Annotated in this window: 14 protein-coding genes; 10 read left to right on the forward strand and 4 right to left on the reverse strand. The window is 70.3% G+C overall.

The genetic code is table 11. The annotated features are described in order from the left end of the window. Nucleotides 1-15: 15 nt before the first annotated feature. Nucleotides 16-378: an ArsR/SmtB family transcription factor gene (locus ACTRO_RS35595; RefSeq protein WP_034270309.1), complete on the forward strand. Its 363-nt coding sequence runs from the start codon at nt 16-18 to the stop codon at nt 376-378. Continuing rightward, on the forward strand, nt 375-872 hold the full coding sequence (locus ACTRO_RS35600) for an SRPBCC family protein (protein ID WP_051451891.1): 498 nt from the start codon (nt 375-377) through the stop codon (nt 870-872). The genes ACTRO_RS35595 and ACTRO_RS35600 overlap by 4 nt, the downstream gene beginning before the upstream one ends. A 17-nt stretch (nt 873-889) precedes the next feature. Here ACTRO_RS35600 and ACTRO_RS35605 read toward each other — a convergent pair whose 3' ends face one another. Beyond that, the gene (locus tag ACTRO_RS35605) at nt 890-1,333 is read right to left on the reverse strand and encodes a nitroreductase/quinone reductase family protein (RefSeq protein WP_211244516.1); all 444 of its coding nucleotides are present in this window, start codon (nt 1,331-1,333) and stop codon (nt 890-892) included. A gap of 140 nt (nt 1,334-1,473) precedes the next feature. Between ACTRO_RS35605 and ACTRO_RS35615 the strand changes: the two genes are divergently transcribed. From ACTRO_RS35615 to ACTRO_RS35645, 7 genes are all read left to right on the forward strand, one after another. After that, entirely contained in the window at nt 1,474-1,998 is a 525-nt protein-coding gene (locus ACTRO_RS35615) for a TetR/AcrR family transcriptional regulator (protein ID WP_034270319.1), read from the forward strand. Between the two features lie 96 nt (nt 1,999-2,094). Then, complete coding sequence (locus ACTRO_RS35620; protein WP_084316768.1) at nt 2,095-3,405, forward strand: MFS transporter; 1,311 nt, start codon at nt 2,095-2,097, stop codon at nt 3,403-3,405. 15 nt (nt 3,406-3,420) lie between these two features. Beyond that, the gene (locus ACTRO_RS35625) at nt 3,421-5,010 is read left to right on the forward strand and encodes an FAD-dependent monooxygenase (protein WP_051451892.1); all 1,590 of its coding nucleotides are present in this window, start codon (nt 3,421-3,423) and stop codon (nt 5,008-5,010) included. Nucleotides 5,011-5,097: 87 nt separating this feature from the next. Continuing rightward, entirely contained in the window at nt 5,098-7,332 is a 2,235-nt protein-coding gene (locus ACTRO_RS35630) for a putative bifunctional diguanylate cyclase/phosphodiesterase (RefSeq protein ID WP_051451893.1), read from the forward strand. Continuing rightward, entirely contained in the window at nt 7,329-7,856 is a 528-nt protein-coding gene (locus tag ACTRO_RS35635; RefSeq protein WP_051451894.1) for an NUDIX domain-containing protein, read from the forward strand. Before ACTRO_RS35630 ends, ACTRO_RS35635 begins: the two co-directional genes overlap by 4 nt. 28 nt (nt 7,857-7,884) lie before the next feature. Next, entirely contained in the window at nt 7,885-8,511 is a 627-nt protein-coding gene (locus ACTRO_RS35640) for a phosphoribosyltransferase family protein (protein ID WP_063628129.1), read from the forward strand. A gap of 998 nt (nt 8,512-9,509) precedes the next feature. Beyond that, nucleotides 9,510-10,856, forward strand: coding sequence for an HNH endonuclease signature motif containing protein (locus tag ACTRO_RS35645; RefSeq protein WP_034270321.1), 1,347 nt, complete (start codon nt 9,510-9,512; stop codon nt 10,854-10,856). Nucleotides 10,857-11,006: 150 nt separating this feature from the next. Here ACTRO_RS35645 and ACTRO_RS35650 read toward each other — a convergent pair whose 3' ends face one another. Together ACTRO_RS35650 and ACTRO_RS35655 are read right to left on the reverse strand one after the other, a co-directional pair. Next, nucleotides 11,007-12,185 carry an IS30 family transposase gene (locus ACTRO_RS35650; protein ID WP_051451895.1) on the reverse strand — a complete coding sequence of 393 codons (1,179 nt, stop codon included), beginning with the start codon at nt 12,183-12,185 and terminating at the stop codon, nt 11,007-11,009. Nucleotides 12,186-12,657: 472 nt separating this feature from the next. Next, nucleotides 12,658-13,503 (reverse strand): M55 family metallopeptidase, encoded by an 846-nt coding sequence (locus tag ACTRO_RS35655; protein ID WP_034270323.1) that lies wholly within the window; start codon nt 13,501-13,503, stop codon nt 12,658-12,660. A gap of 90 nt (nt 13,504-13,593) precedes the next feature. Between ACTRO_RS35655 and ACTRO_RS35660 the strand changes: the two genes are divergently transcribed. Next, entirely contained in the window at nt 13,594-14,457 is an 864-nt protein-coding gene (locus ACTRO_RS35660; RefSeq protein ID WP_051451896.1) for a GNAT family N-acetyltransferase, read from the forward strand. Nucleotides 14,458-14,488: 31 nt separating this feature from the next. Here ACTRO_RS35660 and ppk2 read toward each other — a convergent pair whose 3' ends face one another. Beyond that, nucleotides 14,489-15,466 (reverse strand): polyphosphate kinase 2, encoded by a 978-nt coding sequence (ppk2, locus tag ACTRO_RS35665; protein WP_084316769.1) that lies wholly within the window; start codon nt 15,464-15,466, stop codon nt 14,489-14,491. Nucleotides 15,467-15,558: the final 92 nt, after the last annotated feature.

The following is a 15,558-nucleotide window of genomic DNA, read 5'->3' on the forward strand; positions in this document are numbered from 1 at the left end:
GCATACGATGGAGCCATGGCCAGAGCGGCGACCACCACGGACGCGTTCAACGCCGTCGCCGAACCCCGGCGGCGGGAGATCCTCGACGCCCTCGCGGGCGCCGAGCTCAGTGTGAACGACCTGGTGGAGAGGCTCGGCGTGGCCCAGCCCGTGGTCTCCAAGCACCTGCGGGTGCTCCGCGAGGTCGGGCTGGTCCGGGTCCGCGAGGACGGGAGGCAGCGGATATACGCGCTCGAACCCGGCCCGTTGCGGGCCGTCTACGACTGGGTCAGGGGCTACGAGCGGCTGTGGACCGAACGCTTCGAGCTCCTCGACACGGTGCTCGAGCAGTTGCAGGCAGATACGGGGGATGACGAGAACGAGGGAGAAGCACCATGAACACGCAGCACACTGATCAGTCCGGCGCCCGGCGCGCCACCGTGACCACCCCGGCTGACAACCAGATCCTGATCACCCGCGAGTTCGCCGCGCCCCGGCACCTGGTCTACCGGGCGTCCACCGAGCCCGCGCTGATCCGCCGCTGGTACCACGCCAACCGGGCCGAGTTCCGATCCATCGAGGTCGACCTGCGCGTCGGCGGCGCCTGGCGGTACGAGATGACCGCGCACAACGGGTTCGAGTTCTCCTTCCACGGCGAGTACCGGGAGATCGTGCCGGACGAACACGTGGTCTCGACCGAGATCTACTCCGGCGTGCCCGACGCCGAAGCGATCAATTCCCTGACGCTCACCGAGAAGGACGGGCGCACCTTCATGGAGATCCTGGTCACGCACCAGAGCAAGGAATACCGCGACGCGCATCTGGCCTCCGGCATGGAAGACGGCATGCAGGACGCGCTGGACCTGCTCGAGAGCCTGGCGCGCTCGCTCTAGACCGTCTAGCGGTGGCTCTAGGCGCTGATCGGGTCGAGGACGAGGATCGGGATGTGGCGCGCGGTGCGGCTTTCGAAGCCCTCGAACAGCTGCGACTCCTGCCGGGCGCGCTCGGAGAGACGCTCCCACTCCTCGCCCTCGGCCTCGCGCGCGGTCACCGCGATGGTGCGGTCGTTTATCTCGATCGCGGCCAGCGGGCGCGCCACCAGGTTGTGGTACCAGCCCGGATGCCGGTCGCGGCCGCCGTTCGCGGCCATCAGCACGAAGGCGTCGCCCGCTTCCAGGTAGGCCAACGGGGTGACGTACGGCGCGCCGGACTTGGCGCCGACGTGGTGCAGCAGGAGCAACGGGATCTGCGCGTGGAAGCCCCCGACGACGCCCGCGTTGCCGCGGAACTCGTCGATGACCGCCTGGTTCATCGCCTGCCGCCGGGCCGACTCCTCGGCCGCCTGCTCGCTCATCTCGTGCCTCCTTCAGCGCGGGACCGCGGATCCGCGGATCCCAGACGAGATCATAGAAGAGTTCGGCGACACCGCCGGGCTCCGCCGGACCGTCCGCATCTTCCTGGACATCTATACCGTCCAGCCGGTACAGTAGAAGCATGGTCCGCGACCGCCTGCTCGACTCCGCCGAGACCGTGCTCGGCGAGCACGGCACCCAGGGGTTGACGCTGGCCGCGGTCGCCGAGCACGCCGGCGTGAGCAAAGGCGGCCTGCTCTACCACTACGCCAGCAAGGACGCCCTGATCACGGCCATGATCGAACGCCTGATCGCGGGCTTCGACGAGCTGATCGCCGGCTACCGGCAGGAGCGCCCCGGGTGGTACACCCGGGCGTACATCGAGGCCACCTTCAGCGTGCTGGCCGGCGAGGACCCGGATCTGGCCCGACGCCGCTGGGCCGCGCTCTCGGCGGCATCCACCGACCCGGCGCTGCGCGAACCGCTCGCGGCGGCGCAGCGGCGGTGGATGACCGAAGGGCTCGACGAGGAGCCCGATCCCGATCTCGCGCAGCTCGCCCGGCTGGCCGCGGACGGCGTCTGGGAGGCAGCGGAGCTCGACGAGACGCTGCTCGGCCCCGAACGCCTCTCCGCTCTGCGCCAGCGGCTTCTCGCGCTCGTCTCCTAGTCGCGGCGCTCCGGCGTTTCGACTGCCACCTTCTTTTCTCAAAGTCTTCACATTCTCCAGCGGCGTGCGACGCCGCCCCTGAGGAGCTTGGTACCCATGTCTCCCGAACGCCGACTCTCCCGAGCCAGTTTGGGCACCCGTGCGACGTTCGCCCTGGCCGGCGCGCTCTGCGCGGTCTGGACCGTGCGCATGCCCGCGCTGCAACAGAAGCTAAGCCTGAGTGACGCCCAGCTCGGGCTCGAAGTGCTGGGCTGGGGCCTCGGCGCGCTGATCACCATGACCATGGCGGGCCGGGTGATCGGGCGCCTCGGCAGCCGCCGTGTGCTGCGCGCCGCGCTGCCCGGCACCGCCGTGTGCCTCGCGCTGGTCGGGCTGGCGCCGAACTACCCGCTGCTGATCGCCGCCGGGCTCGTCTTCGGGCTCTGCTTCGGCCTGGTGGACGTCGCGATGAACACCCAGGCGTCCACCGTCGAGCGGCGTTATGGACGTCCGCTGATGGGTCGCATGCACGCCGGCTGGTCGCTCGGCGCGGTGTCCGGCGGTGTGCTCGGCGCGATCACGGCCTGGGTCGGCCTGGGCTTCACCGGCGCGCTGTGCGCCGTCGCCGTGCTGCTGATCCCGGCGGTCCTGGCCGTCGGACCGACGTATCTGCCCGCGGCCCCTGCTGACGAGGGCGCCGGGCAGGTCGAGGCGCCCAAGCGGAAGCTGCCCGGCCTCGTCTATCTTTTCGGCGCGCTCGTCTTCTGCAGCTACCTGGCCGAGGGCGCGGTGGCCGACTGGAGCGGCGTCTACCTGCACGACACGCTCGGCTCGGCTGAGGTCGTGGCAGCGCTCGGATACCCGATCTTCGAGGCCTGTATGTTCATCGGACGGATGCGGGCGGACCGGCTCACCGTGCGCTTCGGCGCCCGCCGACTGATCATCTCGGCCGGTCTGGCCGCCGCGGCCGCGTTCGCCGTGGTCTCGGCCGCGCCGGTGCCGCTGGTCGCGTTGCTCGGTTTCGCGGCCGTGGGCCTCGCGATCTGCGCCGTCACACCGCTGCTCTTCTCGCTCGCGGGCGTCGCCGGGGGAGCGCAGACCGAACGCGCCATCGCCGCGGCGAGCACCATGGGCTACAGCGGCCTGCTGCTCGGACCAGTGGTGATCGGGTTCATCAGCAGTGCGGCGTCCATGCACCTGGGCTACGCGGTGACGGCCGGGGTGGTGTGTCTGGCCATCGCGCTCGGCGGCCGCTTCGTCCCGCGCGGGCAGCACATCGGACAGCGCGTCGGGTCCGAGGAAAGCCGGCCTGTCTCCGTCGGCGTCGCGGCGTCCGTCCAGGCGTCCCTCCCGGTGCCGGACGCCGCCGGATCGGCGCAGGCAGACCTCTTGCGCCAGCCCGCTATCATCGTTCGTACTCGCGGGTGACGAGCGAAGGAGCGAATGGCTTTGCCGCCTCAACAGAGTTCGTCGGCCGCGTCGGGACACGCCGAACCGGAACTCGACGCCGAGGTGCTGGTGGTCGGCGCCGGCCCGGTCGGGCTGTGGCTTGCCGCCGAGCTGTGCGCGGCCGGGGTGCGGGTGCTGGTCATCGAGGCGCGCGAGGAGCGCGTCTCGTGGTCCCGCGGCTTCGTGGTGCACCCGCGGACCCTGGAGATCCTCGACTCGCGCGGCGCCGTGGCGCCGCTGCTCGCCTCCGGTAAGCGGCTGCCCAGCTGGCACTACGCCATGGGCACCCGGCGGCTGGACTTCACCCAGCTGTCCTCGGCCTTCCCCTACATCGTCATCCAGCCCCAGGCGCTCACCGAGGAACTGCTCGAGGCGCACCTCGCCCGCTGCGGCGGCGAGGTGCTGCGCGGGCGGCGCGCGATCGGGCTGAAGCAGGGCCCTGACCACGCCGCAGTGAGCGTCCGGCTGGACGACGGCACCGAGACCGAGCTGACCGCCCGATTCGTGGTGGGCTGCGACGGCGCGCGCAGCTCGGTGCGCCAGGCCGCCGGCATCGGCTTCCACGGCAACCCGGACACCATGCTCAGCCCGTCCGCGCTGGTCGAGCTGGCCGACCCGCCGCCGCTGGACCAGCTGATCCAGACGCACGAGCAGGGCGTGTTCTTCGCCATAGCGCTGCCCGACGGCCGCTTCGTCGTCTCCACCATCGACCACGCCGAGATGGGCGACATCGAGCGGCAGTGGACCGGCGAGATGGTGCGCGACTCGCTGCGGCGCATCACCGGCACCGACTTCGGCATGAAGAACGCGGAGCGGGTGGCCACCCTGGGCAACTCGGCCAAGCAGGCCGAGCGCTACCGGGACGGCCGGGTGCTGCTGGCCGGCGACGCCGCGCACGTGCATTTTCCGATGGGCGGCCAGGGCATGAACCTGGGCATCCAAGACGCGCACAACCTCGCCTGGCGGCTCACCGCTGTGACCCGCGCCCGGCGCGCAGACCCGGCGGCCTCGGACGCGCTGCTTGACGGCTACGAGGCGGAGCGCCGCCCGGCCGGCGAGCGCGTGCTCGAGGACGTGCGGGCGCAGATGGCCCTGGTCGCGGCGGGCGGAGCCGACGGCGCCGCGCTGCGGGGCCGGTTCGAGGCGCTGCTCGGCGAGCATTCCGAGGTCAACCTGCAGTACGCCCGGCGGCTGGCCGGCCTGGAGGTGCGCTACCCGGTGGCCGACGGGGACGACCCGCGGCTCGGCGCGCGCGTCCCCGACCTGCACCTCGACCTGCCCGAGGCGGACGGCGGCCCGCAGCAGCTCTACCGGCTGCTCTCCGCGATCGGACCCGGACGCGCGGTCCGGCTCGTGCTCGGCACGCCCGACGCCGCCGCGCCGCCGGCCTCCACCGTGCCCGAAACCCCGGACCAGCCCGCGACGATCACCGCAAGCGGGGTACTAGACCCCCCTTGGGCGGCGCGGGACGGCTGGGGGCAGGCCGCCGAGACGGTTCTGGTCCGCCCGGACGGCCACGTCGCCTGGATCGGACCGATCGGGGCGGGTTCGGGAATCGAGAGCCCGCAGATCACGCTCGGATAAGATGGAGATCGCATTCCGGAGCCGCCGGACGGGCCCGCAAAGCCTCCCGGCCGAGCGCCAACCGGACGCAAGGGAGCAGGCACGTCGATGACGAGCACGTCAGAGCACGGGGCGAAGTCGGGCTCCGACGCGGTCCCGGCCGCGCCGGACGAGGAGCGTGACCGGCCGCTGACCGAGGCCGAACTGGACCGCATCTGCCTGCACAACCTCCTGTCCGCCTGCGCGGACATGATCTACTTCAAGGACCGCGACTCCCGCTTCATCCGGGCCAGCCGCAGCGCCGCCGCGTTCACCGGCGCCACCTCGCCCGAGGACATGCTGGGCAAGTCGGTGCGCGACTACTTCACCCCCGAGCACGTCGCCGCCGCCTTCGCCACCGAGCAGGAGATCATGCGCAGCGGCGAGGCGGTCAACGACATCGAGGAGCCGCACCTGCGGGCGCACACCTCGGAGGAGGAGACGCTCAGCGCCAGCAAGCAGCCGCTGCGCGACTTCGACGGCCGGATCATCGGCACCTTCGGGATCAGCCGCGACATCACCGCCCGGAAGATCGCCGAGCGGGAGCTGCGGGCCCGCACCGCCGAGCTGGACCGGGTCGGCAAGGAACTCAAGACCCTGATAGATACGAGCCCGGACCCGATGACCCGGTTCGACCGGAACCTGCGCTGCACCTACGCCAACCCGGCCACCGAGGCGATCACCGGCACCCCGCAGCGGGAGCTGCTCGGCCACACCATGATCGAGCTCGGCCGCGAGCCGGAGGAGTTCGTGCGCTCCTTCGACGAGGCGCTGTGCCACGTGCTGGCCACCGGCCAGGGGACCGAGCGGGAGTTCAGCGTCGTGCTCGCCGGCGTCTACCGCTACCTGCACACCCGGTTCGTGCCGGAGGTGGACCAGAGCGGCGAGGTGCGCAGCGTGCTCGCGGTCAGCCGGGACCTGACCGAGCGGCGCCGGATCGAGGAGGCGCTGGCCGAGCAGGCGGTGCGCGACCCGCTCACCGGCCTGGCCAACCGGACCCTGCTGGTCAGCCGGATCCGGCAGGCGATCGAGCTCGGCGCGGCCGGCCGCGGCGGGCTGGCCGTGCTGTTCCTGGACCTGGACCGGTTCAAGCTGATCAACGACAGCCTCGGACACGCCGCGGGCGACGAGCTGCTGGCCGCGGTGGCCGACCGGCTGCGCGAGGCGGTGCGCCGGGGCGACCTGGTGGCGCGGTTCGGCGGGGACGAGTTCGTCGTCCTGTGCGAGGACGTGGAGCGCGGTGAGGCGGCCGAGATCGCCGAGCGGATCAACCGCTGCCTGGTGCGCCCGTTCAGCTGCGCCGGCAAGGCGATCCACGTGCGCTCGAGCATCGGCATCGCGATGGCCGAGGGCGCGGCGGCCGACGTGGACGCGCTGCTGCGCGACGCCGACGCGGCGATGTACCAGGTGAAGGCGGCCGGCGGGGTGACCGGCGGCTACCGGTTCTTCGAGCCTGCCGCGCACGAGCAGGCGGTGCAGCGCATCGACCTCGAGCACGACCTGCGCCTGGCCCTGGAGCGCGAGGAGTTCCGGCTGGCCTACCAGCCGGTGCTCGACCTGGTGGACGGCCGGATCATCGGCGCGGAGGCGCTGATCCGCTGGCAGCACCCGCAGCGCGGCCTGCTGCCGCCGGCCGAGTTCATCGGCGTGGCCGAGGAGAACCATCTGATCATCCCGATCGGGCGCTGGGTGGTGGACGAGGCCTGCCGGCAGCTGGCCGTGTGGAATGCCGAGTTGCCGGTCGGCGCCGAGCCGCTGACCCTGGCGGTCAACCTGTCCAACCGTCAGCTCTCGCACGATCCGGCGCTGGTGGCGGAGATCACCAAGGCGATCTCGCAGCACGGCGTCTCGCCGGAGCAGATCTGCCTGGAGGTCACCGAGACCGCCGTGCACGAGGCGTCGGGCACGGCCCGTTCCGCCCTGGCCGACCTGTCCCAGGCCGGGATCCAGATCGCGCTGGACGACTACGGCACCGGATACTCCTCGCTCGGCCACCTGCGCGACATCCCGGTCAATGCGCTGAAGATCGACCGGGTCTTCATCGAGGGCCTGACGAGGCAGCGCGGCGACGACGCGATCGTGGTCGCAGTAATCACGCTGGCGCACGCGCTGGGGATGCACGTCATCGCCGAGGGCGTCGAGTCCTGGCAGCAGCACGACCGGCTGCGCGAGCTCGGCTGCGACTTCGTGCAGGGCCACCTGTTCGCCCAGCCGGTGAGCGTCGCGCAGTTCGAGTCCCTGGTCCGCGGCGGCGGCCGCGCCGCAGCGCCGGACGCGCGTCAGGGCTCTGAGTCGGGCCGGTGAGCAGCTTCCTCGATTCCCTTCCGGCCGTCTACGTCGGTGCCGGCGCGCTGATCACCGACGAGGACGGACGAGTGCTCCTGGTCAACCCCACCTACAAGCCAGGCTGGGAGATCCCCGGCGGTGCCATGGATCCGGACGAGTACCCGCGCGAGACGGTGCGTCGCGAACTCGCCGAGGAACTCGGTCTCGCGCTCGAACCGGGGCGAGTGCTCGTCATGGACTTCATCCTGGCCCGGCCGGAGCGCCCGCGGCCGGGGCTGATGTACGTCTTCGACGGCGGCCGCCTCACCGCCGAACAGCGGGAGGCGATCGTGCTCCAGACGGAGGAACTCTCGGAGTTCCGTTACGTGGCCCCGGCGGAGCTCGACCGGCACATCGGCGGGCGCCTGCTGCGCCGGGTGCGCGCCGCGCTGGATCGCCTGACCTCGGGCGAAGAGCCGGCTGAGCTCGAGAACGGATATCCCGCCGGCAGCGGCCGCGCCGCGGTGTCGGACGGCTCCGACCAGCGTCACCCACTGGACTGAGGCCCGGGGCGCCGGGCACACTGCCACCATGTCAGCGTCCTCAGCCTCGTACGCCGCGCAACACACCCTCAAGCACTTCCGCTGGGTCAACGGCCATGCCGACGTATGGGCCGTGTTCCGGGACGCCGAGGCGCTGCGCGCGCTCGTGATCGGGCTGGCCGAGCCGGTCCGCGCGGACGGGGTGACGGCGGTGTGCGGCATCGAGTCGCGCGGTTTCCTACTCGGCGCGGCCGTCGCGGTCGAACTCGGCGTCGGATTCGTGCCGGTGCGCAAAGGCATCGGCCTACTGCCCGGCGACAAGGCCTTCGGCCAGACCGCGCCGGACTACCGCGGCCTGCGCCACACGCTCCGGCTCCAGCGCGAGATGCTCGGCGAGGGCGACCGGGTGCTGCTGGTCGACGACTGGATCGAAACCGGCGCCCAGGCAGCCACGGTCCGCGCCATCGTGGAGCAGTGCGGCGCGGCCTGGGCCGGGTGCAGTGTGCTGGTGGATCAGCTCTCGGACGACCGGCGCGCATGCATCGGTCCGGTCCGCTCGGTGCTGCGGGCCGCCGAACTGCCCGCAGACGCGCTCGCTTTGCCGGCGCCCGGCTCACCGAAGGAGCTGGAGACCGCAACTCAGGGCCCTCCGCCCGCTCGCGAGCTTGAGGCCTGATTCCCCTTCAAAGCCGTTAACGCCGCGGATGACTGGTCCTAGTGCGAAGAGGCACACGCCGAGCTTGCGGAAGGCTTCGTCGTGGATGCCGGCGGGGCGTTCGTGGTGCACCCGCGCCCGTCAAGCATGTCATGCAATTGGCGAGCGTGCACACGACGACGTAGCGAACCTTGCCCGGTCCCGAGCCGTGCGCCATGCCTCTGCTGGCGATCTGCGGCCGGTTGTCGCGGCGCCACAGGCTTCGCTACTGGCTGGGCTCAGGCTGTTTCTGCCGGGCCGCGCTGAGCAGTGTGCTGTCGTGGCTCCTGTGTGGGTCGGATGCCTGTTGCCACTGTATCCCGTGCCTGGTTGCTGCGGTGTCCGGTGTCCGTGGGAGGGCCCGGGATTCGTTACCCGCCCACCCGCCCCTGCGCCTGACTCGCGATGTTCTGCGATGGCGTTCGCGGCTGCAGTCGGTGGCATCAATATTGAACATCAAGATCAAACGCGCCGCTGGCGGGCCCTTCCCTCGGAGAGAGATGCCGGGGTTTGTGGGGTGCTGGCGTGGTGGGGCGGGCTGGCGTTCGGGATGGTGGGGTTGCGGGGTGTGCTCTCTCCTCGGTCGGTCCCCGGAGGCAATCAGGAACCTGCCGGGAGGTCAAGCGGCGGTGGTTGTCGCTGTGCTGCTTTCGTCATCGCGCCGCTTGACCTCCCGGCAGAACCCTGATCGGGCTTCGCCTGCCCGACCGAGGAGAGAACCCACCCCCAGCCGACCGGTCTGAGCTGCGCTCGGGCCCGGACTCGCCGGTCTGGTCGCCGTTCCCGCCGCTGCCGAATTCCACATCGACCTTCACCATTGGCCCTCTTAGCTAGTCAACGCCCGGTACCGGCACGAGGTTGCAGCGGATTCTCTTTGCCTTTAACGGGTTCGAATACACCAAAACGCACCTTTTGTCGGACCCCTCATCTAAACTGTAGGTACAGGACCGAACACGGTGGGAAATCATGGGGAGGGGCTCATGGAGAACGAGATCGGCAACGCCGTCGCCGAGATCGAGGCTGCGGCGGCGGGCTTGCGCAGGGCAGTGAATCAGGTGCTCGCCGCCACCGAGAACGCCTCGCCGAAGGATCCCGAAGTCGCTGGCATGCTGCTGCAGGTGCTGCGCGCACTCGGGACCGCCGAACAGACCGCCCACGGGCTGATGCTCCAGACCACCGCACGCGCCGACCGGCTCAAGGCCGCACCCGGCGGCGTGGGGCCCTGGCTGGCCGCCAACCTCGACTTTTCCACCAGCCGGGCCAGACAGCTCGCCCTCGAAGCCCGCACCATCGGCGCCCTTCCGCGGTTAACACACGACCTCTCCGCCGGTGCGTTCGGCCCGGACACCACTCGCGCCCTCACCCGCACCGTGCGAGCCGTCCAGCACACCACGCTGGATCCGGGCGAGGCGCTCACGACGACCATCGCCATCGCCCGCGCCGAGGGGATCAGCGCGGCGAACCAGCACGTGCGGGTGCTCGAACACACCATCGACCCCGAAGCCGCCCAGGAAAACGACTCCCAGCAGCGCGCCCGCAGCTTCCTGCGCTTCAGCGATGTCGGGGACGGATTCACCCGCATCGACGCCCTGCTCGACACGGTGCGCGCCACGATCCTGCGCTCCGCCATCGACCAACTCGTCGGGTACTGGCACCGCACCGCCCGTCTCGACAAGACCACGCTCGTACCCGACGACATCGCCCACACCGAGCAATACAACGCCCAAGCACTCACGCACCTGGCCGAAGTCTTCCTCGCGGCGCCGCCCGCCCAGCGGGAAGCCGCCTTCAGCGCACCCATCCTCTTCTACGCACCACTACCCGAGACACAGGCCACGCGGAAAACGGCAGGAGACACAACAGACACGACGATGACCCCCAGGCAGGAATCCGTGTTGAATCCGACATCAGGCAGGGTGGGAGGCGTCAGTCGGGGCCGAGGCCAGAACCAGAAACAGGGACGAGGCGTCGCGCCGGGGTATGCCGTCAGTGCCTACGGTGACCTCGTCGCTCTCTCCGCCCTCGGCCCCATGCCGAATCGCCCCGCACACCTGCTCCTCACCGACCTCCTCGGCCAGCCCGTCACCCTCGACGGGAAGGCCATCGACACTGACCCACTCGCCCGCCTCGCTTCGCCCGCACAGCGCATGGCCCTGGGCTTCCGCGACCGCCACTGCACCCACCCCGGCTGCGACCGCCCGGCCCTCTGGCCACTCGAAGCACACCACGTCATCGCCTACTCGAAAGGAGGCCCGACAACGCTCGCGAACCTCACACTCGTCTGCGGCGAACACCACGACGCCATCCACCACCCCCATGCACGCTAACCGCGCGAGGCGAGCCCTGGTCCGGGCCCGAGCGCAGCTCGCACCGGACCTCAGGGGGTGGGCTCTCTCCTCGGTCGGGCAGGCGAAGCCCGATCAGGGTTCTGCCGGGAGGTCAAGCGGCGCGACGCAAAATCCACCACGCGGTGTCTGTCAGTGGTTGCGAATCAAGGTGGTGTGTTGTCTGGGGATCCATTGTGCCATGCGTTCTTCCGGGGTAGCCCATTCGAGGACGCGGCGGGGGCGGGTGTTGAGGAGGTGTTCGACGTGGCGGAGGTCTTCGAGGGTGTGGCGGGAGAGGTCGGTGCTCTTGGGGAAGTACTGGCGTAGGAGGCCGTTGGTGTTCTCGTTGGTCGGCCGCTGCCAGGGTGAGTGGGGGTCGCAGAAGAACACGGGCATGCCGGTCAGCTCGGTGGTCTCGCGGTGGCGGGCCATTTCGGAGCCCTGGTCCCAGGTGAGTGATTTGAGGATCTGGGCGGGCAGGTCGGCGAGTTGGGCGACGAGGGCGTCGCGCATCGTCTCGCCGGTGCGCCGGTGGGGCAGGTGGATGAGTTTGAGGTAGCGGGTGTGGCGGCATACGAGGGTGCCGATCTGGGAGCGCTGGTGTTTGCCGATGATCAGGTCGCCTTCCCAGTGGCCGGGTTCGGAGCGGTCGTCGGCGGCGGCGGGGCGCTGGCGTATCGAGGTCATGTGGGGTATCGGGCCGGCGTGGCCGGGTTTGGCGCGTGTGTGGGGTGTGCGCAGGCGGCGCCCGGTGCGTAGTTTCGCTTTCTTCTCGCCGACCAGGCCGGCGTAGTAGGCCTGGTAGATGCTCTCGGCGCAGGCGCGCTGGTGCCACTGGTCGGGGTGGGCGGCGGCGAGGTGTCCGGCGATCTGGCCGGGCGACCAGCCGGCCGCGAGGAGTGCGTGTACCTGTTCGCGCAGGGGCTCGTTCGCTTCGATCTTGGCCGGGCGGTCGCGGCGTCGGGCGAGGTAGGCCTGGTTGTGGGCGTAGTAGGGGTCATAGACCCCGTTGGGTCTGCTGTTGCGCTCGATCTCGCGGTAGACGGTCGCGACGCTCTTGCCGATCGCCTCGGCGATCAGCGGTTTGGGGCGGCGTGCACGGGTGCCGTCGGCGATCACGATCCGGTCTTGGAGTGAGAGGAAACGGGCTGAGACCCGGGCTGGTTCATCGATGCTCACCCCACCAGCGTGCTGGAGCCAGCGGCAGCCGGCGCTTTCGGATACTCCGGCCGCCGCTGCCGCCTGCCTTTGGGTATAGCCCGAATGGATGAGCTCGAAGAACCGGTACTTGACCTCGCGCGCAACGGGTATCCCAGTCGGATTGGGCACGTACGAAACCTCTCAACGAGAAGTTCGCAACCATCACTGGAAACCGCCCCACGCGGAAACCTCCGCCGCTTGACCTCCCGGCAGGTTCCTGATTGCCTCCGGGGACCGGCCGAGGAGAGAACCCACCCCCGCAACCTCACCATCCCGAACCCCAGCCCGCCCTCCCAACGACAGCACCCACCCAAACCCGGCACTCTCTCCGAGGGAGGGCCCGCCAGCGGCGCCGTTGACCTTGACCTTGACGTTGACGTTGACGTTGACGTTGACGTTGACGTTGAACGCAGGCGCTGACGCTAACGATCGCTGTTGATGTTGACAGTCGACCCATTCACGGGGCCTGGAACGTCAAGCGGATCACCAGCATCGGTGACGATCCAAGGCCGGACATGGCGGCATGCCCACGCCACGGCAGATGTGGCACCTGCCGCCAGGTGAGTCACGGACCAGCTCAGACTGTATGCGTGAGCGGTTCCTATTCGGCGATGCCGCGAGTGAGCAGCACCAAGGTGATGAACGTGCGGTAGAGCCTTATCGGGTCGGTGTCGCGCAGGTGCACCACGGTCGCGTCGTCGTGGTCCGGCTCGACGCGCTCGAGCCAGCAGGCCATCTCGGCGAGGTCCGGATTGCGCATCCGCACGCTCAGCGTGGCCGGCAACGCGATCCGGGGCAGCCCGATCTCGCCCGCGGCCGCCGCGTCGACCGCCTCGTGCGCGGTGCGCTCGATCAGTGCGCAGGCACGGCGCGGATGCAGGCTCTCCGCGGCGAAGCGGCTGACCGACTTCTTGACCACGGCCGCGCGCGCGTCCGGGCAGAACGGGCGCAACTCCTCGGCCGTCGTCTGGTCGCCGGTGATCAGCAGCACCGGGACGCCGTAACCCAGCGCCACCAGGGCATTGATGCCGCTCTCGCCCGTCACGGTTTCGTTGAGCCGAACTTCCGCGATGGCCAACGGATTGTAGGTGTGCGAGAGCGTCGCCGGCGTGCCCGACATTGAGCCGTGGTACGAGACGAAGAAGACTCCATCGAAGGTGTCGTCGAGCCCTTGCATCATGTAAAAAGGCTTATGGCGGCCGGACAGATACGATGCGTCGCCGTGTAGCCGGTCCGGCTTGAGGTTCGCCATCCGCCCGTGTGAGTCGTTGACCAGGATCTCGTGCTCTCCGCCCCCGCCCGCGCCCAGGGCGCCGTCGATGGCCGCGTTCACCTCGTTCTGCAGCAGCTCGCGGTAGAGCTCGTAATCGTTCTGGCCCGGGCGGCATTGCTCCCAGTCCACCACTCCGGCGGTGCCCTCCATGTCGGAGGAGAGGAAGATCTTCATGCGGGCGCCTCCACACGATGACTGACCTGTGCTCGGATCGACCCGTGTCCGGATTGACCCCGTGTCTGCGGGACGGGAAGGATGGCCCGCGTGACCGATCATGGCTGGACGTTGACGGGGGACGCAAGCGCCTTCGCGGACGCGTCGCTGGAGTTCCTGAGCCTCGACCCCGTCGGTAACACGATCATCCTCGGCATCGCCGCCGGGCTGCGCACGAGTCCGCGGCAGCCGAGGGAGCAGGACTGCTACGGCTGGTGGGTCGACGAAGAGGGCCGGCTCGGCGCGGCGTTCGCGGCGCAGTACCCGTACCCGGTCACGCTCGGTGCCCAGGTATCCGAGCGAGCCGCCGCCGAGCTCCCCGCGGTCTGGCAGGCCTCCGGGCGCGACCGGCCCATCGGGGTTGCCGGCGGCGTGCGGGTCGCCGAGGACATCGCGGCGCGCTGGGCGAGGCTGCTCGGCCTCAGCTACCGGGCTAAGGCGAACCACGAGATGCGGCTGTTCTCCTTCGCCGAGCCCACTCCGCCCGACACCGCACCGGCCGGCCACGGCCGCCTGGCCGGCCCGGCGGACGTGGCAATGCTGTGTGAATGGGATCTGGCCTTCTTCCGCGACTGCGGCCTCACGGTCCCGCACGATCCGGAGCCCTTCGTCCGGGCTCGCGTCCTCGATCGCAGGCAGCTGCTGTGGACCCGCGGCGGCGAGCCGGTGGCCTGCGCCAACTTCACCGGCGTCGCCGCTGGAGGCTCGCGCATCACCGGTGTCTACACCCCGCCCGAGCACCGGCGCCACGGCTACGCGGCCGGAGTGACCTGGGCCGCCGCGCACGAGGCGCTGGCCCGCGGCGCCGAACACGTCATGCTCCACACCGACCTGGCCAACCCGACCAGCAACGCGATCTACCAGCGCATCGGCTTCCGCCCGGTGCGCGACGTGACCGAGTTCGAGTTCGTTTGACGATCCGAGCGCTGGGGCCGTCACCGCCGGGTCAGCGCGCGACGAGCCCGGAGCCGCCCGAGCCGGCCATCCGCGGCGGCCCGACGATCAGCGGATCCGGCACGCCGACCAGTTCGCTGTTCTTCCCGCTGTACTCGACCTGGGAGAGCACGAAGCGGATGGCCTCGAGCCGGGCCAGGCGCTTGCCGTTGCCGTTCACCACCGTCCACGGCGCCAGATCGGTGTGGGTGGCGGTGAACATCGCCTCCTTGGCCCGGGTGTAGGCGTCCCAACGGTCGAGCGAGGCCAGGTCGTTCGGGCTGAGCTTCCACCGGCGCACCGGGTCCACGTCGCGGATGACGAAGCGGGTCAACTGCTCCGCGCGGGAGACCGAGAACCAGAACTTGACCAGGATGATCCCGTCCTCCACCAGCATCCGCTCGAACAGAGGCGTCTGACGCAGGAACAGCCGGTACTCCTCCTCGGTGCAGTAGCCCATCACCGGCTCCACCGTGGCGCGGTTGTACCAGGAGCGGTCGAAGAGCACGAACTCGCCGGCCGAGGGCAGGTTCGCCACGTACCGCTGGAAGTACCAGCTGGTGCGCTCCTGCTTGTTCGGCTTGTTCAGCGCCACCACCCGCACCCCGCGCGGGTTCAGGTGCTGGATGAACCGCTTGATGGTGCTGCCCTTGCCGGCCGCGTCCCGGCCCTCGAACACGATCACCAGCCGCGCTCCGGTCTCCTTCGCCCAGGTCTGCAGCTTGAGCAGCTCGATCTGCAGGGCGCGCTTGGCCGGGTCGTACTCGGCCCGCTTCATCAGGCTCTCGTACGGGTAGCCCTGCCGCCAGGTGTCCACCTCGCGCCCGTCCGGGCGGATCAGGATCGGGTCATAGCCGTCCGGGTACTCCACCCGCAGGTCGGCGTGGGTGCGGTACTCGCGCACCCAGTCGCTCAGCTGCCCGCTGATCGTGTCCAGGTCGACCAGCGGGTAGAGCGACTTCTTCAGGTCGATCGGATGCTCGGCCTCCATCGCGCCTCCGTCCTCCGCCCTCCGCCTCGCCGGACCGTCGCCGGGTCCGTCTGCTGCCACGCGCCGGCGGATCCGCCGCGCCCTGCTCGTTT

The sequence above is a fragment of the Actinospica robiniae DSM 44927 genome (genome assembly GCF_000504285.1).
In the GTDB taxonomy this organism is placed as follows: domain Bacteria; phylum Actinomycetota; class Actinomycetes; order Streptomycetales; family Catenulisporaceae; genus Actinospica; species Actinospica robiniae.

Excerpts from the sequence above, each read along its gene's own strand:
- ACTRO_RS35595 (WP_034270309.1), top strand. The coding sequence starts at position 16 with ATGGCCAGAGCGGCGACCACCACGGACGCGTTCAACGCCGTCGCCGAA.
- ACTRO_RS35605 (WP_211244516.1), bottom strand. The coding sequence starts at position 1,333 with ATGAGCGAGCAGGCGGCCGAGGAGTCGGCCCGGCGGCAGGCGATGAAC.
- ACTRO_RS35655 (WP_034270323.1), bottom strand. The coding sequence starts at position 13,503 with ATGAAGATCTTCCTCTCCTCCGACATGGAGGGCACCGCCGGAGTGGTG.
- ppk2 (WP_084316769.1), bottom strand. The coding sequence starts at position 15,466 with ATGGAGGCCGAGCATCCGATCGACCTGAAGAAGTCGCTCTACCCGCTG.
- ACTRO_RS35640 (WP_063628129.1), top strand. The coding sequence starts at position 7,885 with ATGTCAGCGTCCTCAGCCTCGTACGCCGCGCAACACACCCTCAAGCAC.
- ACTRO_RS35625 (WP_051451892.1), top strand. The coding sequence starts at position 3,421 with ATGGCTTTGCCGCCTCAACAGAGTTCGTCGGCCGCGTCGGGACACGCC.
- ACTRO_RS35645 (WP_034270321.1), top strand. The coding sequence starts at position 9,510 with ATGGAGAACGAGATCGGCAACGCCGTCGCCGAGATCGAGGCTGCGGCG.
- ACTRO_RS35630 (WP_051451893.1), top strand. The coding sequence starts at position 5,098 with ATGACGAGCACGTCAGAGCACGGGGCGAAGTCGGGCTCCGACGCGGTC.
- ACTRO_RS35620 (WP_084316768.1), top strand. The coding sequence starts at position 2,095 with ATGTCTCCCGAACGCCGACTCTCCCGAGCCAGTTTGGGCACCCGTGCG.
- ACTRO_RS35600 (WP_051451891.1), top strand. The coding sequence starts at position 375 with ATGAACACGCAGCACACTGATCAGTCCGGCGCCCGGCGCGCCACCGTG.
- ACTRO_RS35615 (WP_034270319.1), top strand. The coding sequence starts at position 1,474 with ATGGTCCGCGACCGCCTGCTCGACTCCGCCGAGACCGTGCTCGGCGAG.